This is a genomic window from Streptomyces sp. NPDC046870 (assembly GCF_040704595.1).
Classification (GTDB): Bacteria; Actinomycetota; Actinomycetes; order Streptomycetales; family Streptomycetaceae; genus Streptomyces; species Streptomyces argyrophylli.
On record NZ_JBEYXM010000012.1, the window covers coordinates 222,419 to 243,119 of the forward strand.

General features: G+C 74.3%; 21 protein-coding genes and 2 pseudogenes. 17 read left to right on the forward strand and 6 right to left on the reverse strand.

The features are described 5' to 3' along the window. Positions 1 to 22: 22 nt before the first annotated feature. Positions 23 to 739, forward strand: coding sequence for a TetR/AcrR family transcriptional regulator (locus tag AB0946_RS25270; protein WP_366762933.1), 717 nt, complete (start codon positions 23 to 25; stop codon positions 737 to 739). After that, entirely contained in the window at positions 736 to 1,887 is a 1,152-nt protein-coding gene (locus AB0946_RS25275; protein WP_366762934.1) for an NAD(P)/FAD-dependent oxidoreductase, read from the forward strand. The genes AB0946_RS25270 and AB0946_RS25275 overlap by 4 nt, the downstream gene beginning before the upstream one ends. Positions 1,888 to 2,196: 309 nt before the next feature. On the opposite strand, the gene AB0946_RS25280 is transcribed toward AB0946_RS25275, so the two are convergent. Continuing rightward, positions 2,197 to 2,871 (reverse strand): helix-turn-helix domain-containing protein, encoded by a 675-nt coding sequence (locus AB0946_RS25280; RefSeq protein WP_366762935.1) that lies wholly within the window; start codon positions 2,869 to 2,871, stop codon positions 2,197 to 2,199. 99 nt (positions 2,872 to 2,970) lie between these two features. On the opposite strand from AB0946_RS25280, the gene AB0946_RS25285 reads away from it, so the two are divergent. The 5 genes from AB0946_RS25285 (at position 2,971) to AB0946_RS25305 (ending at position 8,303) form a co-directional block, all read left to right on the forward strand. After that, the gene (locus AB0946_RS25285; protein ID WP_366762936.1) at positions 2,971 to 3,531 is read left to right on the forward strand and encodes an NAD(P)H-dependent oxidoreductase; all 561 of its coding nucleotides are present in this window, start codon (positions 2,971 to 2,973) and stop codon (positions 3,529 to 3,531) included. Between the two features lie 200 nt (positions 3,532 to 3,731). Further along, the gene (locus tag AB0946_RS25290) at positions 3,732 to 4,694 is read left to right on the forward strand and encodes an alpha/beta hydrolase (protein ID WP_366762937.1); all 963 of its coding nucleotides are present in this window, start codon (positions 3,732 to 3,734) and stop codon (positions 4,692 to 4,694) included. Positions 4,695 to 5,000: 306 nt separating this feature from the next. Further along, positions 5,001 to 6,437, forward strand: coding sequence for an amidase (locus tag AB0946_RS25295; protein WP_366762938.1), 1,437 nt, complete (start codon positions 5,001 to 5,003; stop codon positions 6,435 to 6,437). A 26-nt stretch (positions 6,438 to 6,463) separates the two neighbouring features. After that, positions 6,464 to 6,682 carry a hypothetical protein gene (locus AB0946_RS25300; protein ID WP_015493408.1) on the forward strand — a complete coding sequence of 73 codons (219 nt, stop codon included), beginning with the start codon at positions 6,464 to 6,466 and terminating at the stop codon, positions 6,680 to 6,682. Between the two features lie 133 nt (positions 6,683 to 6,815). After that, on the forward strand, positions 6,816 to 8,303 hold the full coding sequence (locus AB0946_RS25305; RefSeq protein ID WP_366762939.1) for an SPFH domain-containing protein: 1,488 nt from the start codon (positions 6,816 to 6,818) through the stop codon (positions 8,301 to 8,303). A 157-nt stretch (positions 8,304 to 8,460) separates the two neighbouring features. On the opposite strand, the gene AB0946_RS25310 is transcribed toward AB0946_RS25305, so the two are convergent. Continuing rightward, positions 8,461 to 8,889 (reverse strand): hypothetical protein, encoded by a 429-nt coding sequence (locus tag AB0946_RS25310; RefSeq protein ID WP_366762940.1) that lies wholly within the window; start codon positions 8,887 to 8,889, stop codon positions 8,461 to 8,463. 146 nt (positions 8,890 to 9,035) lie between these two features. Further along, positions 9,036 to 9,719 carry a helix-turn-helix domain-containing protein gene (locus tag AB0946_RS25315; RefSeq protein ID WP_366762959.1) on the reverse strand — a complete coding sequence of 228 codons (684 nt, stop codon included), beginning with the start codon at positions 9,717 to 9,719 and terminating at the stop codon, positions 9,036 to 9,038. Positions 9,720 to 9,830: 111 nt separating this feature from the next. Here AB0946_RS25315 and AB0946_RS25320 point away from each other — a divergent pair, with 111 nt between their 5' ends. Together AB0946_RS25320 and AB0946_RS25325 are read left to right on the forward strand one after the other, a co-directional pair. Beyond that, positions 9,831 to 10,304, forward strand: a complete 474-nt coding sequence (locus tag AB0946_RS25320) for a hypothetical protein (RefSeq protein ID WP_366762941.1) — start codon at positions 9,831 to 9,833, stop codon at positions 10,302 to 10,304. Positions 10,305 to 10,313: 9 nt separating this feature from the next. Then, entirely contained in the window at positions 10,314 to 10,802 is a 489-nt protein-coding gene (locus AB0946_RS25325; RefSeq protein ID WP_366762942.1) for a type II toxin-antitoxin system PemK/MazF family toxin, read from the forward strand. A 90-nt stretch (positions 10,803 to 10,892) separates the two neighbouring features. Here the strand turns inward: AB0946_RS25325 and AB0946_RS25330 are convergent. Beyond that, a pseudogene (locus AB0946_RS25330) lies at positions 10,893 to 11,284 on the reverse strand (poly(ADP-ribose) glycohydrolase domain-containing protein); the annotation flags it as partial. Between the two features lie 268 nt (positions 11,285 to 11,552). Here AB0946_RS25330 and egtA point away from each other — a divergent pair. From egtA to egtD, 4 genes are read left to right on the forward strand one after another with little or no spacing between them, the layout of a single operon-like run. Next, positions 11,553 to 12,902, forward strand: a complete 1,350-nt coding sequence (gene egtA / locus AB0946_RS25335) for an ergothioneine biosynthesis glutamate--cysteine ligase EgtA (protein WP_366762943.1) — start codon at positions 11,553 to 11,555, stop codon at positions 12,900 to 12,902. Beyond that, entirely contained in the window at positions 12,899 to 14,242 is a 1,344-nt protein-coding gene (gene egtB / locus AB0946_RS25340; RefSeq protein ID WP_366762944.1) for an ergothioneine biosynthesis protein EgtB, read from the forward strand. The genes egtA and egtB overlap by 4 nt, the downstream gene beginning before the upstream one ends. Continuing rightward, complete coding sequence (gene egtC / locus AB0946_RS25345) at positions 14,242 to 15,057, forward strand: ergothioneine biosynthesis protein EgtC (RefSeq protein WP_366762945.1); 816 nt, start codon at positions 14,242 to 14,244, stop codon at positions 15,055 to 15,057. Before egtB ends, egtC begins: the two co-directional genes overlap by 1 nt. Next, on the forward strand, positions 15,054 to 16,013 hold the full coding sequence (gene egtD, locus AB0946_RS25350) for an L-histidine N(alpha)-methyltransferase (RefSeq protein ID WP_366762946.1): 960 nt from the start codon (positions 15,054 to 15,056) through the stop codon (positions 16,011 to 16,013). Before egtC ends, egtD begins: the two co-directional genes overlap by 4 nt. Before the next feature lie 15 nt (positions 16,014 to 16,028). Here egtD and AB0946_RS25355 read toward each other — a convergent pair whose 3' ends face one another. Next, a complete protein-coding gene (locus AB0946_RS25355; RefSeq protein ID WP_366762947.1) occupies positions 16,029 to 17,285 on the reverse strand; it encodes an extracellular solute-binding protein in 1,257 nt (418 codons plus the stop codon). A gap of 210 nt (positions 17,286 to 17,495) precedes the next feature. Here AB0946_RS25355 and AB0946_RS25360 point away from each other — a divergent pair, with 210 nt between their 5' ends. Next, positions 17,496 to 17,711 (forward strand): dodecin, encoded by a 216-nt coding sequence (locus tag AB0946_RS25360; RefSeq protein WP_030348223.1) that lies wholly within the window; start codon positions 17,496 to 17,498, stop codon positions 17,709 to 17,711. Positions 17,712 to 17,732: 21 nt separating this feature from the next. Here AB0946_RS25360 and AB0946_RS25365 read toward each other — a convergent pair whose 3' ends face one another. Next, complete coding sequence (locus AB0946_RS25365) at positions 17,733 to 18,224, reverse strand: hypothetical protein (RefSeq protein ID WP_366762948.1); 492 nt, start codon at positions 18,222 to 18,224, stop codon at positions 17,733 to 17,735. 142 nt (positions 18,225 to 18,366) lie between these two features. Between AB0946_RS25365 and AB0946_RS25370 the strand changes: the two genes are divergently transcribed. The 3 genes and pseudogenes from AB0946_RS25370 to AB0946_RS25380 form a co-directional block, all read left to right on the forward strand. Continuing rightward, positions 18,367 to 19,374 (forward strand): LLM class flavin-dependent oxidoreductase, encoded by a 1,008-nt coding sequence (locus AB0946_RS25370; protein WP_366762949.1) that lies wholly within the window; start codon positions 18,367 to 18,369, stop codon positions 19,372 to 19,374. Between the two features lie 74 nt (positions 19,375 to 19,448). Then, positions 19,449 to 19,646, forward strand: a complete 198-nt coding sequence (locus AB0946_RS25375; RefSeq protein WP_366762950.1) for an antitoxin — start codon at positions 19,449 to 19,451, stop codon at positions 19,644 to 19,646. A gap of 29 nt (positions 19,647 to 19,675) precedes the next feature. After that, a pseudogene (locus tag AB0946_RS25380) lies at positions 19,676 to 20,593 on the forward strand (ABC transporter); the annotation flags it as partial. Between the last annotated feature and the right edge of the window lie 108 nt (positions 20,594 to 20,701).

A 20,701-nucleotide genomic window follows, 5' to 3' on the forward strand; every position in this document is an offset into this window, starting at 1 on the left:
CATGTTCGTTACGGTGTCGGGCATGAACGCTGCCCCCCGCTCCCGCCGGGAGCGTCCCGCCAAACCCGCCCTGACCCGGGAGGGCATCATCGCCGCCGCCGTCGCCGTCCTGCGGGCGGAAGGGCTCCGCAAGGTGACGATGCGACGGCTCGCGCAGGAACTCGACACCGGCCCGGCCTCGCTCTACGTGTACGTCCGCAACACCGACGAACTGCACGCCGCCGTCCTGGACGAACTGCTCGGCACCGTCGGCCCGGCACCGGCCGGGGGCACCTGGCGGGAGCGGCTGGAGCGGGTGCTGACCGGCTACACCCACATGCTCCTGGAGCACCCCACCCTGGCTCGCTCGGCGCTGACCGCCCGGCCGAGCGGCCCGCACTACCTGCGCCTGGTCGAGACCCTGCTGGAGCTGCTCCACGAGGGCGGGGTGCCGCTCGACCAGGCGGCCTGGGGCGTGGACCTGCTGCTCCAGCACGCCACGGCGACCGCCGCCGAGCACGCCGGGGAACAGCCCCAGGGCGACTGGCAGGCGGCGGCCCGGGCCCTGCGCGAGGCGCCCGCCGCCACCCATCCGCACATCGCGGCCGGCGCTGGCGCGCTGCTGTCCGGCACGCCCGAGGCCCGCCTGTCGTGGGCCTTCCAGACGCTGATCACCGGCATCGAGCGGACCGCCGTGCCGACCCCGGCACCGACCGACGTGCCGACCGACGTGACGATCGACGGCCAGGAGGCCACATGACGACCCCCGGTTCCCTCCCCCACCACCCCGTCGCCGTCGTCGGCGCGGGCCTCGGCGGGCTCACGCTCGCCCGGGTGCTGCACGTGCACGGCATCGAGGCCGCGCTGTTCGACCTGGACGCGTCGGCGGACGCCCGGGTCCAGGGCGGCATGCTCGACATCCACGACGACACCGGCCAGGAGGCGCTGCGGGCCGCCGGCCTGCACGGGGAGTTCCTGACCCGGGTGCACTCCGGCGGCCAGGCCGTGCGGGTCCTCGACCGGGACGGCACGGTCCGGCTGGCCGAGCCCGACGACGGCTCGGGCGGCCGGCCCGAGATAGACCGGGGCGACCTGCGCGACCTGCTGCTCCGCTCCCTGCCCGCCGGCACGGTCCGCTGGGGCGCCAAGGTCACCGGCGCACGCCCGCTGGACGACGGCCGGCACCGGGTGACGCTCGTGGACGGCACCGAGTTCACCACCGGCGTGCTGGTCGGGGCGGACGGCGCCTGGTCGCGTATGCGGTCGCTGGTCTCCACGGCCCGGCCCGCGTACACCGGCGTGTCGTTCGTGGAGGCCGACCTGTGGCAGGCCGAGGCGCGGCACCCGGTGAGCGCGGAGGTGGTCGGCGACGGCATGCTCTTCGCGCTCGGCCCCGGCCGCGGCTTCCTCGCCCACCGGGAGACCGACGGCAGCCTGCACGTGTACGCCGCCGTGGTGGCGCCGGAGGACTGGCTGGACGGCATCGACTTCACCGACACCGAGGCGGCGAAGGCGGCCGTGCTGAAGGAGTTCGACGGCTGGGACGAGAGCCTGCGGGCGCTGGTCGCCGACGCGGACGGCGCGCTGGTGCCGCGCCGCATCCACGCCCTGCCGGCCGGGCACCGCTGGGAGCGGGTGCCCGGGGTGACCCTGCTCGGCGACGCGGCGCACCTGATGTCGCCGTTCGCGGGCGAGGGCGCCAACCTGGCCCTGCTCGACGGCGCCGAACTGGGCCTCGCCCTGGCCGCGCACCCCGGGGACACGGAGGCCGCGCTGGCCGCCTACGAGTCCCGGATGTTCCCCCGCGCCGAGGCCTGCGCGGCGGACTCCGCCCACAGCCAGTCCCTGCTGTTCCGCACGGACGCGCCGCAGGGCCTGGTGAACATGTTCACCGGCCAGGAGGAATGACCGGACGGGCCCTGGTCCGCCCTGGCCGGGCGAGACGGCCCGAGCAGGCCCGGGACTTGGACGGCCGGGGTTGAGGACGGGGCCTGGGCGACATGGCCGGGCGCCGGGGCGATGCGGACGGGGCCTGGGCGACCTGGCCGGGCGCCGGGAATCCCGAACGGGCCGAGGGGACGTGGCCAGGCGCCGGGAATCCCGAACGGGCCGAGGGGACGCGGCCGGGCGCCGGGGCGATGCGGCTCCACGCCACCACGTCGGCTTCGCGTGGGTCCGGTCCGCCCGCGGGGCCCGGCGCGGCTCGCTCGGCCCTGGCTAGGGCTCCGTGCCGGTCACCCGGGCGACCAGGTCGAGCCAGCCGGATTCCAGGCGCTCCATGGGCATGCCGCACTGCCGGGTCAGGTGGTGGATCAGCGCGGGGTCCAGCGAGGCCAGGAGGGTGTGGGCCAGCAGGTCGCAGTCGGCGTCCGGGACGATCTGGCGGAGCAGCATCGTCACGTGCATGCGCAGCGACCCGGTGGCCGGGTGCGCGAACCGGCGGGTCGGCTCCGGCTGGGCGGCCAGCTGGAGGTCCAGCTGCTCCGCCGTGCGGTACAGCAACGCCACCCCGAACGCCCGCAGCCGCTCCAGGGGCGGCGAGCCGGGACCGAGCGGCGGCGGTCCGCTCAGGAAGTCGGCCTGGAGCTGCCTGGCCGAGTGGTCGAGCAGGGCCATCAGCAGCCCGGTGCGGTCGCCGAAGCGGCGGAAGACGGTGCCCTTGCCCACGTTGGCCGCCGCCGCCACCGCCTCCATGGTGACCCCGGCCACCCCGTGCTCCGCGATCAGCCGCGCGGCGGCCTCCAGCAGCCGGGCCCGGTTGCGGGCGGCGTCGGCACGCAGGAGCGGCTCTTCGGACGCCGGGCCGACCTCCAGCAACCAGGGCGTGTCGACGGGCTCCTCAGGCTTCGGGAAGGGCGGCAGAGCGCTGGACATGTCGACAGCGTAAAGCATCGGGAACAAAACTGGACCGCGGTCCGGTTAGGGTGATACACAATTAAACGGACCCCGGTCCGGATCGTGACAGCGATGTTTCAGCCCCTTGGAGTTCCCATGTCTGTTCGCATCCTCGCGCTCGTCGGCAGCCTTCGCGCCGGTTCGCACAACCGCCAGCTCGCCGAGGCGGCCGTGAAGCTCGCGCCGGAGGGCGCCGAGGTCGAGCTGTACGAGGGCCTGGCCGACATCCCCTTCTACAACGAGGACATCGACGTCGAGGGCCAGGTGCCGGCCGCCGCCGCCAAGCTGCGCGAGGCGGCCCAGGCCGCGGACGCCTTCCTGCTGTTCTCCCCCGAGTACAACGGCACCATCCCGGCCGTGCTGAAGAACGCCATCGACTGGCTGTCGCGCCCCTACGGCGCCGGCGCCTTCGGCGGCAAGCCCGTCGCCGTGGTCGGCACCGCCTTCGGCCAGTACGGCGGCGTGTGGGCGCAGGACGAGGCCCGCAAGGCCGTGGGCATCGCCGGCGGCAAGGTGATCGAGGACATCAAGCTGTCCATCCCCGGCTCGGTCACCCGCTTCGCGGAGACCCACCCGGTCGACGACGCCGAGGTCGCCGCCCAGCTGACCGAGGTCGTCGCCCGTCTGCACGGCAACGTGGGCGCCGCTGCCGCCTGAGCCCGTACCGCCGACCCTGCGGGGGCCGGCGCCGTACGTTCCCGGTGAAGGGCCGGAGCCGCCACGGCTCCGGCCCTTCGCCGTGCCCGCCACCCGCGCCGGAGCGCGCGAGCGGACCTGGGGCTGACCAGCACGCTGAGGGGTAGACGGCTCATGACCTCTCATGACCCGGACGCCCCACGGAAGGAGCAGCAGGAGCCATGCCCCTGGTCCCCCCGCCGTTCGATACGGAACTCGCCGCCGTGCTGGAGTCGTTCCGGGGCGTGATCGGGCCCGGACTGACGCCGGACGACGTCGAGGCAGCCCGGCGCGGGGCGGCCGTCGAGCTGGTCGACGTGACCATGGACGGCGCGTTCGAGGCGGAGGACCGTACGGTGCCCGGTCCGCGGGGCGCCCCCGGTGTCTCCCTCCTCCTGTGCCGGCCGACGGCCGCTCCCGCCCCGGCCCCGCTGCCGGTGCTGTACCACGTGCACGGCGGCGGTCTGGTGGCCGGCACCAACCGGGCCGGTGTGACCGAACCGCTGGCCTGGGCGCGTGAGCTGGGAGCGGTCGTGGTGTCGGTGGAGTACCGGCTCGCGCCCGAGCATCCGCATCCGGCGCCGATCGAGGACGTGTACGCCGGGCTGGTGTGGACCGCGGAGCACGCCCGGGAGATCGGCGGCGACCCGGACCGGATCGTCGTCGCGGGCGCCAGCGCGGGCGGCGGCCTCACCGCGGCGCTGGCCCTGCTGGCCCGGGACCGGCGGGGTCCGCGTCCCCTCGGCCAGGTGCTGATGTGCCCGATGCTGGACGACCGCAACGACAGTGTCTCCAGCCGTCAGATGGCCGGCCGGGGCGTGTGGGACCGTACCGCGAACGAGACCGCCTGGACGGCCCTGCTGGGCGACCGCCGCGGCGGTCCCGACGTCTCCCCGTACGCGGCCCCGGCCCGCGCGGCCGACCTGTCCGGCCTGCCCCCGGCGTTCCTGGACGTGGGCTCGGCGGAGACCTTCCGGGACGAGGTGGTCGGCTACGCGTCCCGGATCTGGCAGGCCGGCGGCGAGGCGGAGCTCCACGTCTGGCCGGGCGGCTGCCACGGCTTCGACGCCCTCGCGCCGGAGGCGGCCCTCTCCCGCACGGCCCGCGCGGCCCGGCTGGCCTGGCTACGACGGCTCCTGGGCTGATCCCCCTGAAGGACCGGTCCCGAAGAGGCGCGCCCGGCGGCGCTCGGCGGGTGAACCGCGCACGTGTCCGCGATCAGCCCCGCACTTCTCACGCGCGTCGCCCGAGCGCGGCTTCTCACCCGCCTCCGGGCCGTCCCCGGTCCGCCGGACAAGGCGTGGCCGCCCCCGTCCCGGGGAACACCGCCCCGTCCCCCGGAATTACCCCCCGCCCCCGGAAAACACCGTCGGGAAAACCACGCTCCCGCCCCGCATCGACGTTACCGTGCGGTAGACATCGTGCCCGGAGTCTCCCGGAGGTGCTCGTCCATGACGCCCGACCGTTCCGCAGGACTCGTGGAGACCCGGCGTGCGCTCGCCGCGGGGGAGGTGACCTCGCGGGAGGTGGTGGAGCGGACGCTGGCGCGGATCGAGGCCGCGCAGGCGACGCTGAACTGCTTCCGGATCGTGCGCGCCGAGGCCGCGCTCGCCGAAGCGGACGCGGCGGACCGGGAGCTGGCCGCCGGTGCGCGGCGCCCGCTGCTCGGGGTGCCGGTGGCGGTGAAGGACGACATGGACGTGGCCGGTGAGCCGACCGCGTTCGGCTGCTGCGGCGAGTTCCCCCCGGTGACCGCGGACGGGGAGGCGGTACGGCGGCTGCGCGCGGCCGGCGCGGTGATCGTCGGCAAGACGAACACGTGCGAGCTGGGACAGTGGCCGTTCACGGAGGGGCCGGCGTTCGGGGAGACCCGCAACCCGTGGAACACCGAGCACACGCCGGGCGGCTCGTCCGGGGGCTCGGCCGCCGCCGTCGCCGCCGGGCTCGTCCCGGCCGCCCTCGGCTCCGACGGCGCCGGTTCGGTGCGCATCCCGGCCTCCTGGACGCACCTGATCGGCATCAAACCGCAGCGCGGCCGCATCTCGACCTGGCCGCGCGGCGAGTCCTTCCACGGCATCACGGTCAACGGCACCCTCGCCCGTACGGTCGCCGACGCGGCCCTGCTGCTCGACGCGGCGAGCGGCAACCACACCCTGGACCCGCACCGGCCGCCCGCGCTGACGGTGGCGGAGGCGGTCGGCCGCGACCCGGGGCGGCTGCGCATCGCCCTGTCGCTGAAGCCGCCGTTCACCGCCGTACCCGCCCGGCTGGACCCGGTGATCCGCTCCCGGGTCGTCGAACTCGCCGAGCGGCTGGCCGGGTTGGGGCACGTCGTGGAGCGGGCCGATCCGCCGTACGGGCAGATCGGGCTGGCCTTCGTGCCCCGGGCCACCGCCGGGATCGCCGAGCGGGTCCGTGAGGCCCCGGATCCCGCGCTGCTCGATCCGCGCACCAGGGGCGCGGCCCGGCTCGGCCGGCTGCTCGCCGGTGCCCCGCTCCGGGCGGCCCGGCGCGCCGAGACGGTGCTGCACCGGCGGATCGGCGCGTTCTTCGAGTCGTACGACGTGGTCCTCGCCCCGACCACCGCCATGCCCCCGCCCCGGATCGGTGCCCTGGCCCGGCTCGGCGGGCTGGCCACGGACCGGGCGATCATCGCCGCCTGCCCGTACGCCTGGCCGTGGAACGTGCTCGGCTGGCCGGGGGTGAACGTGCCCGCCGGGTTCGCCGGCTCCGGACTGCCGGTGGGCGCGCAGTTGCTCGGCCCGGCCGACAGCGAGCCGCTCCTGGTGTCCCTGGCCGCGCAGCTGGAGGCGGAGCTGCGCTGGCACGAGCGGTGGCCGCCGGAGGGGGTGGGCACCGACGCGGACGCCGGTACTCCGGCCGCGTGACGCCGCTCCGCCCGTACGCTGGGGCCATGGGCGACGCGTCGATGGTCGGGCTGATGGGGCGGGTGACGGGGACGGTCGGGCCCGGTCTGGTCGGCGAGGTGATCGTGCGGGTGCGCGGCGGCGCGGAGCACTTCCTCGCCTATCCGGCCGACGGCACGGGCCGGATCGCGACCGGGACGGTCGTGATGGTGGTGGAGTACCTGCCACCGAGGACGGTCTACGTGACGGCGGCGTACGACAGTTGAGCCCGCGTCGCCCCAGGTGAGGGCGGCGTGCGTCAAGATTGCAACAAGGATCTCCCGGCGTCTTCACCCCGGCTCCCGGCAGGCGCACACTCCCTTCGTTCGGTGCCGAAAGGGCACCATGCAAAGGGGGCGTATGCCGATGGTTGTCGGCGTCGTTGCGGGGGCGGTCGTCGTTGCCGTCCTCGTGTTGATCGGTCTGTTCAAGATGATGTGGCGGGTCGCCGAGCCGAACGAGGCGCTCATCATCTCCGGGTCCAAGCACCGCACCGAGGGCCTGGAGGAGGGCATGGGCTTCCGCATCGTCACCGGGCGCGGCACGCTGGTGCTGCCCGGTGTGCAGGCGGTGCGCAAGCTGTCGCTGGACCTGAACGAGACCGAGTTGCACGTGGACTGCGTGACGCACCAGGGCATTCCGCTGAAGGTGCGGGGCGTGGTCATCTTCAAGGTCGGCGACGACTTCGTGTCGATCGCGAACGCGGCCCGTCGTTTCCTGGACCAGCAGAAGCTGATGTCGGAGCGGGTGCACAACGTCTTCGCGGGTCATCTGCGGTCGATCGTGGGCGGGTTGACGGTCGAGGACATGATCCGCGACCGGGAGAAGCTGACCGGGCAGACCCGTGCGGCCTGTGGTACGGAGATGGAGAAGCTCGGTCTGATCGTGGACTCGCTGCAGATCCACGAGATCGAGGATCCGACCGGATACATCCAGAACCTGGCGATGCCGCACGCGGCGGCCGTCCAGCGGGACGCGCGGATCGCGCAGGCCGAGGCGAACCGGCTGGCCACGGAGGCCGAGCAGCAGTCGTTCGCGCGGATGGCGGAGGCCACCCGGGACAGCGAGATCCTCCAGGCCGGCTACCAGGCCGAGCGGGACAAGGCGGCGGCCAAGGCCCAGCAGGCCGGCCCGCTCGCCGCGGCGGCGGCCCGGCAGGAGGTCGTCGTGCAGGAGACGCGGGTCGCCGAACTGGAGGCGCACCGGCGGGAGCAGCAGCTCCAGGCGGACGTCCGCAAACCGGCGGACGCCAAGGCGTACGAGAAGCGGACGCTGGCCGAGGCCGAGCGTGACGCGCGGATCTCGGCGGCCCAGGCCAAGGCGAAGGAGACGGAGCTGGCGGCGGCGGCCGAGGCGACCCGGGTGAAGGCCGCCGCCGCTGCCGAGGCCGAGGCGACCAAGTCCCGGGGCGCGGCGACCGCCGACGCCACCCGGGCCACCGGTGAGGCCGAGGCCGCAGCCCAGCAGGCGAAGGGCCTGGCGGAGGCCGAGGCGACCCGCGCCCAGGGTCTGGCGGAGGCGGAGGCCATCAAGGCACGGGCCGCGGCCCTCGCGGAGAACCAGGAGGCGGTGGTCGCCCAGCAGCTCGCCGAGAAGTGGCCGGAGATCGTCCAGGCGGGCGCGTCGGCGTTCGGCAACGTGGACAACATGGTGCTGCTCAACGGCGCGGACGGCATGGGCGAGTTGTTCGCCAAGGCGCTCACGATGGGCGGCACGGGGCTGGGCCTCGCCCGCAAGCTGCTCGCCACGATGGGTGACAACGGGCAGCCGGTGAACGGCGGTTCGCCCTCGCTCAACGGCGTGGTGGCCCCTCCGTCGCAGAAGGTGCCCGTGCAGCAGGAGGGCTGAGGAAGAGGTGCTGTGCGCGGCCGGGGTCCCTCACCAGGGGCCCCGGTCGCGTGCGCACGAGCCGGCCGTCTCCGGGCCCAGGGCCGGATGCGCGGCGGCGGGGGGTGGGGCCGGGTCGGCGAGGAGTTCCGTGAGCCGGGCCGGTGTACTTGGGGGATCAGGCCGTGAGCAGGGTGACGCCGAGGGCGATCAGGCCGCCCGCCTTGAGGACTTCCAGGGCCACGTACCACAGGTGGCTGCGCGAGCGGGGCAGCTCAGCTCCGGCGAGCACCCGGTCGGACCTGCGGTTGAGCAGGGGGCGGACGACGGCCAGCTGGGCGAGCAGGAGCGCCGCCACCGCCGCGGTCAGCGAGACGACGACGGCCGGGGCGTCGTCCAGCGCGACCGCGAGGACCACGACGGCCGCGAGGACGGCCTCCACGGCGTTCAGCGCGCGGAACACCAGTCGTCCGATACCGAGACCGACGGGGATCGTCACACCCGGGGCACGGAACTTCAGCGGCGCCTCCAGGAAGGAGATCGCCAGCACCATCCCGAGCCAGACGAAGGTGACCGCGCCGGCGGTGGCGGCGGCGGCGGTGTTCATGGGGGGCCTTTCTCCGCAGGGCTGGGTGGGCGGCGGGGTGGACAGGGGCGGGTGGTACGGCGGTGACTTCGTGTCCGGCGAGCGGTGCGGTGGCCCGACCGGAGCGGTCAGCTCGGTCGTAGGGTGCCCGGAGCACGCGGGACGGGTCAGCCGGGGGCGGCCCCCGCCAAATGGGCCACGCAGGAGTCGGGTGCGGCGAACGGTTCCAGCGTGGTGGCCGTCAGCGGCGCGCCCAGCTCCGCCAGCGCTCCCTGCATCAGGCCCAGATGGAGCGGGCAGACCAACCCGCCCTGTTCCTCGGCGAGTTCCAGGAAGGGGCAGTGCCGCAACCGGATCCGCTCGGGCGTCCGGCCGGACTCGCCGTTCGCTCCCTCCTCCCCTTCCGGCTGCGGCGCGAAGCCCAGGCCGTCCAGCAGGTCGAGCAACGCGGCCACCGACCGGCCGGGCGTCACCGGCTCGTACGGCGGGAGGGGGTCCACCAGGAAGCGGCCCCAGGCGCGGCCCGTCTCCATCGCCTCCTCCCGTGCCCCGGCCGGGTCGGCGGCGGCCCACCGGCTGAGCAGCATACGGGCGAGCAACCGGTAGTCGCGGGGGCCGCCGCGGTCCATGCCGGGGCGCACGGTGTAGACGGTGCGGGGCCGGCCCGGTCCCGTGGGCGCCACGGCCCGGCGCTCCACCAGCCCGTCGGCCACGAGGGTGTCCAGGTGGAACCGCACCGTGTTGGGGTGGAGCCCCATCCGATCGGCGGTCTCCGCGACCCCGAGCGGCGCGGGCGCGGTGCGCAGCACCTCCAGCACCTCCCGGCGGCGCGGGCTCTCCCGTGTGGTCACGTCCGGATCACCTCTCCCGCCCGCGCTCGTTTTCACGAATCCTACATGTATTAATTGTAGAGTGGCCGGACACCGTGGCAGGGACACGGGAAGAGCCGAGGGGAACACCAGATGACGTCGCCGTCCGCGACCGACACCGCAGCCGCAGGCCGCCCGGCGGCGGACCCGCGCGTGCTGTGCGACACCCGCGCGCTGGCCGACGCGCCCCCGGCGCCGGCCGGGGTGCTGTGGAAGCTGGCGGAGAGCGGCCGGCAGCTTGACGCGAACGTCGTCCGGCTGGCCCCGGGCGGACGGATCACGGCCCACACCGAGACCCAACTGGACGTGCTGGTCCTGGTCGTCGCCGGGGACGGCACGCTCGGCAACGGCTCGTCGGAGGCGGGGGAGGCGCTCGGCGAGGGCGCCCTCGTCTGGCTGCCGCACGGCGCCGCCCGCAGCATCACCGCCGGCGAGTCCGGGCTGACCTACCTGACGGTGCACGGCCGGCGCCCCGGCATGCGGATCGGCGCACGGCCGACGGCCACGGCACCGGTCAGGTCCCGCGGTAACCCACCTGCTCAGGAGCCGGGTTGCGCGCACCACTAGGGTGCATCCGTGAGCACGTTTACCGAAGAGGACGTCCCCGGCCGTCAGGGCCCGCACGCCACCACCGAGGCCGACCCGCGCGAGGTCGGCCGGGTGCGCACCGAGTACTCCCCGGCCCACGACGGCGACCCGGACCCGGGCGAGATCGTGTGGACCTGGGTGCCGTTCGAGGAGAACGACGGCCGGGGCAAGGACCGCCCGGTGCTGGTGGTGGCCCGGGAGGCGGCCGGCACCCTGCTCGCCGTGCAGCTCTCCAGCAAGCGGCACGACGGTGCAACAGGGGGCGCGGCGAAGCCGCTCCAGTGGAGCCGGGGCTCGCACCGGTGGGTGCCGATCGGCAGCGGACCCTGGGACCGGTCGGGCCGCGACTCGTGGGTGGACGTGGAGCGGGTGCTGCGGCTGCACGAGCAGGGCATGCGCCGCGAGGCGTGCGCCTTGGACCGCATGCGCTTCAACCTGGTCCGCCAACGCCTGCACGAGCGTTACGGGTGGACCTGAGCGGCATGGGGCCATTGCGCGCGTCGTACGACCGGACTTGACCGCGTCGCGCCGGCAACCGCGCCCGAACTCCCTCCAGGCCCGCACGGATTCCGGGAACGCCCGCGAGAAAGCCCCTCGCACCACCGTCCCCGGCGTCCGGTCCGGCACGCCGAACACCACGTGCTCGAAGGACCGGGCGAACCGGCCGTCAGGCCCCGGCAGGATCACGAGGTCCGAGTAGAGCGGATCGCGGCCGGCACGGTGGTGGTCGTCGAAGGCGCGGGCCGTCGGCAGGCTGCCCTCGCCGGTGACCTCGACCAGTAAGTCGGTTCCGGTCGCCAGGGTCACGGGCACCCGGGCGGGGGCGAACATCCGGGTGGCCGCCCGCGCGGCCAGTGCCGATTCGGCGAGCGACACCTCCCGGCCGTCCTCGCGCGGTACCGGCCCGCGGCCACGATCCGTTCCGTTTTCTCGGCGATCCCGCGCAGGCGCGCGCTCACGGCGTCACCCCCGTGGGCGCCGTGGCCGCGGCCCGCGCGGTCTCCCCCGTCGTGCTCATTCACGCATCCTGGGTGATGCTGGTGGGACGGTGCAACGGAGTTTCCCGGCTCCCCGACGGCCGGGGAACACGGAAACAAAAGTAATAAATCCGGAACATCCCGGCTGGCACTCTTGTGCGAATCGGTGCGAAGGTCTTGGGTGGGACGAGTGCCTGCCCGGCCCGCGTCCCGGGTCGGTGGCATGGTGGAATCTCAGGAGGATCCCGACATGTCTCATACGCAGAGCGACGGTGGTGACTGTACCGAGCACCGCACCGCCGTCACCGAGGCCGAGGTGGAGGCCCTGGTCCGGGGCATCTGCTTCAAGACCGGACCGCCCCGTACCCTCGGTGTCGAGCTGGAGTGGCTCGTCCACCCGCTGGAGCTGCCGTGGCTCCCGGTCACACCCGAACGACTCGAAGCGGCCTACGCCACCGTGCGGGCCGTACCCCTTGAATCGGCGCTCACCGTCGAACCCGGCGGCCAGCTGGAGCTGAGCTCGCCGCCCGCCGCCTCCCTGATGGAGTGCGTCGACACCGTCTCCGCCGACCTGGACGCCGTCCGGGCCGTGCTGGCCCGGGACGGTCTCGGCCTCGCGGGCATCGGCCACGACCCCTGGCACGCGCCTCGCAGATTCCTGCACGAGCGCCGCTACGACGCCATGGAGACCTGCCTGGACCGCACCGGTCCGGCCGGCCGGCACATGATGTGCGCCTCGGCGTCCGTCCAGGTCTGTGTGGACGCCGGCCACGAGGAGCCCGGCCCGCTGGGCCACACCCGGCGCTGGTGGCTGGCGCACCAGCTGGGCGCGGTCCTGGTGGCCGCGTTCGCCAACTCGCCGCTGATCGAAGGCCGCCCCACGGGCTGGCAGTCCACCCGGCAGCTGGTGTGGACGGAGATAGGCGCCGGCCGGGCCGGCGCTCCACCACTGGACGGCGAGCCACGGGCCGCCTGGGCCCGGCACGTGCTGGACGCGCCGGTGATGTGCGTGCGCCGGGACAGCGGGCCCTGGGACGTGCCCGAGGGGCTCACCTTCCGGAAGTGGACCCGCTCCGGCACACCCAGGCCGCCCACCCGGGCGGACCTGGACTACCACCTGACCACGCTGTTCCCGCCGGTCCGGCCGCGCGGCCACCTGGAGCTGCGCATGATCGACGCGCAGCCCGGCGAGGACGGCTGGATCGTGCCGCTCGCGGTGACGGCGGCGCTGTTCGACGACCCGGAGGCCGCGGAGACCGCCTACCGGGCCGTGAAGCCCCTGCGCGAACGCGCCCTGAACCTGCCCGCCCCGCACAACCCCCTGTGGGTCGACGCGGCCCGGTTCGGGCTCGCCGACCCGGAGCTGCGCGAGGCGGCCGACGTCTGTTTCGCGGCGGCCCTGGACGCGCTGCCCCGGCTCGGCGCCACCGCCCGGATCACCGACGCGGTGGCGGCGTACCGGGACCGCTACGTCGCCCGGGGCCGCTGCCCGGCCGACGACCTGCTGGACCGGTTCTCCGTGACCAGCCCGCCGTCGTCCGGGCCCGGCCCGGCCGGGGGCACCCGCCCCGCCCACGGGAGGAAGGACATCCGTACATGACCGCCCCGGAGACCGACATCGACACCCAGACGGCCAAGACGGACGCCGAGGCCCTGCGGGAGCGCGCGCTGGCCTCCCTCACCACCGCCCGCGACCGCACCACGCTGCTGACCTCCTGCGTCGACGAACCGGACCTCACCGCCCAGCACTCGCCGCTGATGTCGCCCCTGGTCTGGGACCTGGCGCACATCGGCAACCAGGAGGAGCTGTGGCTGCTGCGGACGGTCGGCGGCCGGGAGGCGATGCGGCCGGAGATAGACAGCCTCTACGACGCCTTCGAGCACCCGCGGTCCGAGCGCCCCACCCTGCCGCTGCTGCCGCCCGCCGAGGCCCGCCGGTACGCGGCGGAGGTGCGCGGCCGGGCGCTGGACCTGCTCCAGGCCGCGGACTTCCACGGCACCCGGCTGACCGAGGCCGGTTTCGCCTTCGGCATGATCGCCCAGCACGAACAGCAGCACGACGAGACCATGCTGATCACCCATCAGCTCCGCAGCGGCCCGCAGGTGCTGACCGCCCCGGACCCGGAGCCGGTCCCGCTGTTCACCGGGCCGGCCGAAGTCCTCGTGCCCGGTGGCCCGTTCACCATGGGCACCTCCAGCGAGCCCTGGGCGCTGGACAACGAGCGCCCGGCGCACCCGCGCGAGGTGGCGCCGTTCTGGATCGACACGACCCCGGTGACGAACGCGGCGTACCAGGCGTTCATCGAGGACGGCGGCTACGACACCGAGCGCTGGTGGTCGCCGGAGGGCTGGGCGCACATCAGGCGGCACGCCATTTCCGCCCCGCTGTTCTGGCGGCGCGACGGCGGCCAGTGGCTGCGGCGCCGGTTCGGGATCACGGAACCGGTCCCGCCCGACGAGCCGGTGCTGCACGTGTGCTGGTACGAGGCCGACGCCTACGCCCGCTGGGCCGGGCGGCGGCTGCCCACCGAGACGGAGTGGGAGAAGGCGGCCCGCTTCGACCCGGCCACCGGGCGCTCGCGGCGCTACCCGTGGGGGGACGCCGACCCGGCACCGGAACACGCCAACCTGGGCCAGCGGCACCTCAGGCCGGCTCCCGTCGGGAGCTACCCGGCCGGTGCCTCGCCGCTCGGCGTCCGGCAGCTGATCGGTGACGTGTGGGAGTGGACGTCGAGCGACTTCCTGCCGTACCCCGGCTTCCGGGCCTTCCCGTACAAGGAGTACTCGGAGGTGTTCTTCGGCCCCGAGCACAAGGTGCTGCGCGGCGGTTCGTTCGCCGTGGACCCGGTGGCCTGCCGGGGCACCTTCCGCAACTGGGACTACCCGATCCGCCGGCAGATCTTCTCCGGGTTCCGCACCGCCCGCTCGGAGGCGGTCTGATGTGCCGTCACCTCGCCTACCTGGGTCCCGAGGAGCAGCTCGGCCGGATCCTCACGGAGCCCCCGCACAGTCTGTTCCGCCAGTCGTGGGCGCCGCGCCGGCAGCGGCACGGCACGGTCAACGCCGACGGATTCGGGGTGGGCTGGTACGCCTCCCAGGACCCGGCACCGGCGCGCTACCGGCGGGCCGGGCCGATCTGGGCGGATCTGTCCTTCGCCGACCTGTGCCGGGTGGTGCGCTCGGGTGCCGTGCTCGCGGCCGTCCGGGACGCGACCTTCGCGGGGGCGGACGCCGAGGCCGCCGCGGCGCCGTTCGCGGCCGGGCGGTGGCTGTTCAGCCACAACGGCGCGGTCGCCGGCTGGCCGGACGCGGCGGCGCCCCTGGTGTCCGCGCTGCCGCCGGTCGAGCTGCTCTCGCTCCAGGCCCGTAACGACTCGGCGTTCGTCTGGGCGCTGGTGCTGCACAGGCTGCGCAGCGGCGACGAACCGGACCAGGCCATGGGCGAAACGGTTCGCCAACTGGCGCGGGCGGCCCCCGCCTCCCGCCTCAACCTGCTGCTGACCGACGGAGCCACGATCACCGCCACCGCCTGGGGCGACTCGCTCTGGTACCGCACGGAGCCCGGCCGGAGCACGGTCGTCGCCTCCGAGCCGTACGACGACGACCCGCTCTGGCGGGAGGTCCCCGACCGCACGGTGCTCACCGCGAGCCGCGCCGGCGTGCTGCTCGCCCCGCTGGAGGACCCGGCGGCCTCTCCCACGCTCGGCTCCGCCCGAGCGGTGGCACCCCGATCACCGAAGGAGCCCTGCCGTTGAGCCCCCTGCACGTCACCCGCACGCTCCCCGAGGACGCGACGGACGCCGCGCTGCGCGCCGACGTCCTGCACGGCCTCACCGCCACGCCCAAATGGCTGCCACCGAAGTGGTTCTACGACGCCCGGGGCAGCGAACTGTTCGAGCGGATCACCGAACTGCCCGAGTACTACCCCACCCGCGCCGAACGGGAGATCCTCGCCACCCGGTCGGATGAGATCGCCGCCGCGAGCGGTGCCCGCACCCTGGTCGAACTGGGCTCAGGCTCCTCGGAGAAGACCCGCTATCTGATCGACGCGCTGCCCCTCGCGGCGTACGTCCCGGTCGACGTCAGCGAGAGCGCCCTCACCCAGGCCGGCGAGGCCCTGATCGCGGAGCGTCCCGAGCTCGACGTGCACGCGCTCATCGCCGACTTCACCGCCCCGCTGACCCTGCCCGCCACACCGGGCCCCCGGCTGGTGGCCTTCCTCGGCGGCACGATCGGCAATCTGCTGCCCGCCGAACGCGCGGAGTTCCTGGTCTCCGTGCGCGCGCTGCTCGCACCGGGCGACGGGCTGCTGCTCGGCACGGACCTGGTGAAGGACGAGCGGGTGCTGGTCCGGGCGTACGACGACGCGGCCGGGGTGACGGCCGCGTTCAACAAGAACGTGCTGGCCGTGGTCGACCGCGAACTGGGCGCCGACTTCGATCCGGACGCGTTCGACCACGTGGCCCTCTGGGACGCCGAGCGGGAGTGGATCGAGATGCGGCTGCGCTCCCGTACCGCGCAGACCGTGAAGGTGCCCGCGCTGGATCTCGCCGTCGACTTCGCGGCCGGCGAGGAGTTGCGCACCGAGGTGTCGGCCAAGTTCCGCAAGGAGGGCGTGTCCGGGGAACTGGCCGCCGCCGGCCTGGAGCTGACCCACTGGTGGACGGACGCCGAGGGCCGGTTCGCGCTGTCGCTGAGCGTGGCGCGGTGAGCCGGGCGCGCGGGGTCAGCCGACGTTCGGGGCGAGGGCCTCGGTGATCCGGCGTGAGGCCCGGCGGGCCTCGGTCGCCGGGTCCGCGCCGCCCAGCACCCGGGTCATGTACTCCTTGATGGGGTTGTCGGCCTCCACGTCGGCCCACTGAGGGGTGTTGGGGGTCGCCCGGCCGTGCGCCGCGCCCGCGGCCATGGCGGCGACCCCCTCCTCGTCCCCGACCGCGCCGGCCAGCGTGGTCTTGTTGGGCACGTAGTTCATGGCGCGGGCGAGCTCGGTGTCCCACTTGGCGCCGGTGAGCGCCCCGACGACGGCGGTCGCGGCGAACTGGTCGTCGGTGTTGCCCGCGACGACCAGGTCCGAGCCGCCGGTGAAGACCGTGCCGGGCCGCCCGGCGGTCCGGCCGGGCACCGGGAAGAAGCCGAGCTTGTCCTTCAGGCCCGGGTTCTGCCGGACGACCGCCTGCGCGAGCCCGGGTACGGCGACGATCTGCGCGACCTTGCCGCCGGCGAACACCCCGGCCTGGGGCGGGTGCTCCTCGTCGGCGTCCACGGGTCCCTCGCCCAGCGCCTGGAGCCGGCGGTAGAAGTCCATGCCCCGCAGCGCGGCCGGGGTGTCCAGGGTGCCCTGCCACTCGTAGTCCTTCTCCCGGGCGAGGTCGCCGCCCTCGTCCCAGATGAAGCCGGAGAGCGTGTACCAGTCCTGCCCGGCGAGGTAGATGCCCTGGTTGCCGCCCGAGTCGAGCTTCTCGGTGGCGGCGAGCCACGCTTCGCGGGTCCTGGGCGGGCTGGTGATCCCGGCCTGCTCGAACAGGTCCTTGCGGTAGATGACGACGCGGTTGGCGGCGTACCAGGGGATGCCGTACTGCTTGTTGCCGTCCTTGCCGGGCTCGGCGAGACCGGGCAGCCACTTGTCCTTGCCCCAGTCCCGCATCGACTCCAGGGTCAGGTCCACCAGCCGGCCGCCGTCCGCGTACAGCGGCACCTGGGTGTTGCCGACCTCGATGACGTCGGGGCCGTCGCCCGGGCCGGCCTTGAGCGCGCCGCGGACCTTGTCGACGATGCCGGTCCACTCCTGGATGCGGATGTCCAGCCGCAGGTCCTCGTGGGTGCGTTCGAAGTCCTCGGTGAACCGCCGCAGGAACTCCCCGGAGGCGCTGCCCTTCATCAGCCACACGGTCACGGTCTTCCGGCCGTGGTCGCCGGGGAGCATCCCGCAGCCGCTGACGAGGGAGCCGGTGACGCAGAGGAGGGCGAGCAGACGACGTCTCACGAGGGGTCCTGTTCTGTCTGGCGGGAGTGCTGGGACAGGGGTGCGGGCCCGGCGTGGGGGGACGAGCGCACAGCTCGTACGGGTGTGCTGGATTTTGGTATGGACCAATGCGGAGGTCAAGGCCCGGCCCCCGGGCGGCCCGCGACGCCGTGCGCGCCGGGCGCGGATACGGCACGGTGGAGTACGGCGTGACACGAGAGGAGCACCCGCATGTCGAACCACACCTACCGGGTCACCGAGATCGTCGGCACCTCGCACGAGGGCCTCGACCAGGCCATCCGCAACGGCATCGCCCGCGCCGACCAGACCCTGCGCAATCTGGACTGGTTCGAGGTGACCCAGGTCCGCGGCCAGATCGAGAACGGCCGGGTCGAGCACTACCAGGTGGGCCTGAAGGTCGGATTCCGCCTGGAGGACGGCGACTGAGCCGCCCCGCGCGGGCCCTCCTCAGGTACGCCCCTCCCGCTCCTGGGCCTCTTCCAGAGCGGCCGACTTCGCGGCCCAGCGGGCCCGTACGACGGTGAACCCGGCCCGCTCGGCATCGTCACAGACCAGTTCGTCGTCGTCCACGACCACCCGGACCTCCCGGTCCCGGGCGAGCCGGCGCAGGGTCTCCAGCTTGGTGAACCGGGCCGGCCTGCGGTCGGCGTCGCCCCGCATGTGCACGCGTCCCTCGGGAAGACCGTGGGCGGCGAGCCACTCCAGCGTGTCCCGGCGGCACCGCTCGGGGCGGCCGGTGAGGTAGACGACCTCGCAGGCGCGGGCGCTCTCCACGGCCAGCGCCACGCCCTCGGCGATCGGCGGGTCCTGGGGCGCGGCGGCGAAGAACGCGTTCCAGTTCCGCGGCCGGCTCTCCAGGAAGTGCTGGCGGTGGGCGGTGTCGGCGAGCGTGTTGTCGAGGTCGAACACGGCGAGCGGGCGCGCGCTGCTGTCGGTCACACCGGCCACCCTAACCAGCCCCCGGCCCGGCGCGGGGCGCCCCACCGGCGGCGTCCGGCCGTAGGATCACACGATGCGTACCCGCGCACCCGCCGGGGGTGGCCCCGGGAATCCCGGGCAGCCTACGGCGTTGAACCCTGGTGTGAGCAGCACAGTGATCAGCCGGACCCGGTTCTCCGTCCTGGACCGCTCCCGCACCCGCGAGGGCCACCCGCCCGCCGAGGCGCTGCGCGACACCGTCGCGCTGGCCCGCGAGGCGGAGGCGCTGGGATACCACCGGTTCTGGGTGTCGGAGCACCACGGCGTGCCGGGTGTCGCCGGTTCCGCGCCGACCGTGCTCGCCGCCGCGGTCGCCGCAGCCACCCGCACCATCCGGGTCGGCACCGGCGGGGTCATGCTGCCCAACCACCGGCCCCTGGTCGTCGCCGAGCAGTTCGGGGTGCTGGAGTCCCTGTTCCCCGGCCGTGTCGACATGGGGCTGGGCCGCTCCGTCGGCTTCACGGACGGGGTGCGCCGGGCGCTCGGCCGGGACAAGGGCGACGCCGAGGACTTCGCGGCCCAGCTCGGCGAGCTGCTCGACTGGTTCACCGGAAGCTCGCCGACCGGGGTGCACGCCCGCCCCGCGGAGGGCCTGACCGTGCCGCCGTTCGTGCTGGCCATGGGCGAGGGCGCGCGGATCGCGGCCCACGCCGGCCTGCCCATGGTCATCGGGGACCTGCGGGCCCGGGAGAAGATGCTGCGCGGCATCGACCAGTACCGCTCCCTGTTCCGCCCCTCCCGCTGGGCGTCCGAGCCGTACGTCGTGATCTCCGGCACGGTCGCGGTCGCCGGCACCGAGGCGGAGGCGCGCCGGCTGCTGGTCCCCGAGGCCTGGGCGATGGCGTACTCGCGCACGCACGGCACCTTCCCGCCGCTCGCCCCCGCCGAAGCGGTCGAGGCCCGCGCGATGACCGCCAGGGAACGGGACCTCTACGTGTCCGGGCTCGCCGGGCACATCGCGGGCACCGCCGACCAGGTCGCCCACGAGCTGGAGAGCGTGCTCAAGGAGACGGGCGCAGAGGAGGTGCTCGTCACCACCAGCACCTACGACCGTACGGCCCTGCTCGACTCCCACCGGCGGCTCGCCGCGCTCTTCGCGCCGGCCCGGTGACCGGCCCGAGATGCGGACCCGGCCCGGGCCGGTGACCCTGGGAGGGCGAACCCCTAGCGACGAGGAGGGCTGCCATGTCCTTCAAGGACAAGATCAAGGGCATGCTCAAGGGCCGTGAGGGCATGGCCGACAAGGGCATCGACAAGGGCGGCGACTACGTCGACCAGCGCACCGGGGACACGTACCAGTCGCAGGTCGACACCGGCCAGGACAGACTGCGCGACGAGTTCGGCACCCGGCCGCAGGACCGGGACAACCCTCCGCAGGTCTGACGCACCGGGGCGGTTAAAGTATCCCCCCGATGCACAGCCCCCATGACCCGTACGTCCGCGTCCGCGGCGCCCGCGAGCACAACCTCAAGGGCGTCGACGTGGACATTCCCCGGGACGTCCTGGCCGTCTTCACCGGAGTCTCCGGCTCGGGCAAGTCGTCCCTGGCGTTCGGCACCGTCTACGCGGAGGCGCAGCGGCGGTACTTCGAGTCGGTCGCCCCCTACGCGCGCCGCCTGATCCACCAGGTGGGGGCGCCCAAGGTCGGCGAGATCACCGGGCTGCCGCCCGCGGTCTCGCTCCAGCAGCGCCGCTCCTCCCCCGGCTCGCGCTCCTCGGTGGGCACCGTCACCAACCTCTCCAACTCGCTGCGCATGCTGTTCTCGCGCGCCGGCACCTATCCGCCCGGGGCCGAGCGGCTCGACTCGGACGCGTTCTCGCCGAACACGGCGGCCGGCGCCTGCCCCACCTGTCACGGCCTCGGGCAGGTGCACGAGACCACCGAGGAACTGCTGGTCCCGGACCCCTCGCTGACCATCCGGGAGGGCGCCGTCGCGGCCTGGCCGGGTGCCTGGCAGGGCAAGAACCTGCGGGACATCCTGGACGCGCTCGGCCACGACGTGGACCGGCCCTGGCGCGAACTGCCCGCGCGTGAGCGCGAGTGGATCCTGTTCACCGACGAGCAGCCGGTGGTCACCGTCCACCCGGTCCGGGACGCCGACCGCATCCAGCGGCCGTACCAGGGCACCTACACGAGCGCCCGCCGATACGTCCTGAAGACGTTCTCCGACACCAAGTCGCCGACCCTGCGGGCGAAGGCGGAGCGCTTCCTGACCAGTGCCCCGTGCCCGGCCTGCGGGGGCAGCCGGCTGCGGCCCGAGGCCCTCGCGGTGACCTTCGGCGGGCGGACCATCGCCGAACTGGCCGCGCTGCCGCTGACCGACCTCGCGGGCCGTCTCCGTGCCGGCGCCGGCCCGGGGTCGGGGGTGGGGGGAGGGGGGGGGTGGGGTAAAGGGGGTGTGGGGGGGGGTTGATATAGGGGGTGGGCGGGGAATTTA

Bases quoted from the DNA above. Each gene is read 5' to 3' on its own strand.
- egtC (WP_366762945.1), top strand. From the start codon at position 14,242: ATGTGCCGTCACCTCGCCTACCTGGGTCCCGAGGAGCAGCTCGGCCGG.
- egtB (WP_366762944.1), top strand. From the start codon at position 12,899: ATGACCGCCCCGGAGACCGACATCGACACCCAGACGGCCAAGACGGAC.
- AB0946_RS25300 (WP_015493408.1), top strand. From the start codon at position 6,464: ATGGGCGACGCGTCGATGGTCGGGCTGATGGGGCGGGTGACGGGGACG.
- AB0946_RS25305 (WP_366762939.1), top strand. From the start codon at position 6,816: ATGCCGATGGTTGTCGGCGTCGTTGCGGGGGCGGTCGTCGTTGCCGTC.
- AB0946_RS25320 (WP_366762941.1), top strand. From the start codon at position 9,831: ATGACGTCGCCGTCCGCGACCGACACCGCAGCCGCAGGCCGCCCGGCG.
- AB0946_RS25360 (WP_030348223.1), top strand. From the start codon at position 17,496: ATGTCGAACCACACCTACCGGGTCACCGAGATCGTCGGCACCTCGCAC.
- AB0946_RS25375 (WP_366762950.1), top strand. From the start codon at position 19,449: ATGTCCTTCAAGGACAAGATCAAGGGCATGCTCAAGGGCCGTGAGGGC.
- AB0946_RS25295 (WP_366762938.1), top strand. From the start codon at position 5,001: ATGACGCCCGACCGTTCCGCAGGACTCGTGGAGACCCGGCGTGCGCTC.
- AB0946_RS25270 (WP_366762933.1), top strand. From the start codon at position 23: ATGAACGCTGCCCCCCGCTCCCGCCGGGAGCGTCCCGCCAAACCCGCC.
- AB0946_RS25285 (WP_366762936.1), top strand. From the start codon at position 2,971: ATGTCTGTTCGCATCCTCGCGCTCGTCGGCAGCCTTCGCGCCGGTTCG.
- AB0946_RS25275 (WP_366762934.1), top strand. From the start codon at position 736: ATGACGACCCCCGGTTCCCTCCCCCACCACCCCGTCGCCGTCGTCGGC.
- AB0946_RS25310 (WP_366762940.1), bottom strand. From the start codon at position 8,889: ATGAACACCGCCGCCGCCGCCACCGCCGGCGCGGTCACCTTCGTCTGG.
- egtA (WP_366762943.1), top strand. From the start codon at position 11,553: ATGTCTCATACGCAGAGCGACGGTGGTGACTGTACCGAGCACCGCACC.
- AB0946_RS25280 (WP_366762935.1), bottom strand. From the start codon at position 2,871: ATGCTTTACGCTGTCGACATGTCCAGCGCTCTGCCGCCCTTCCCGAAG.
- AB0946_RS25290 (WP_366762937.1), top strand. From the start codon at position 3,732: ATGCCCCTGGTCCCCCCGCCGTTCGATACGGAACTCGCCGCCGTGCTG.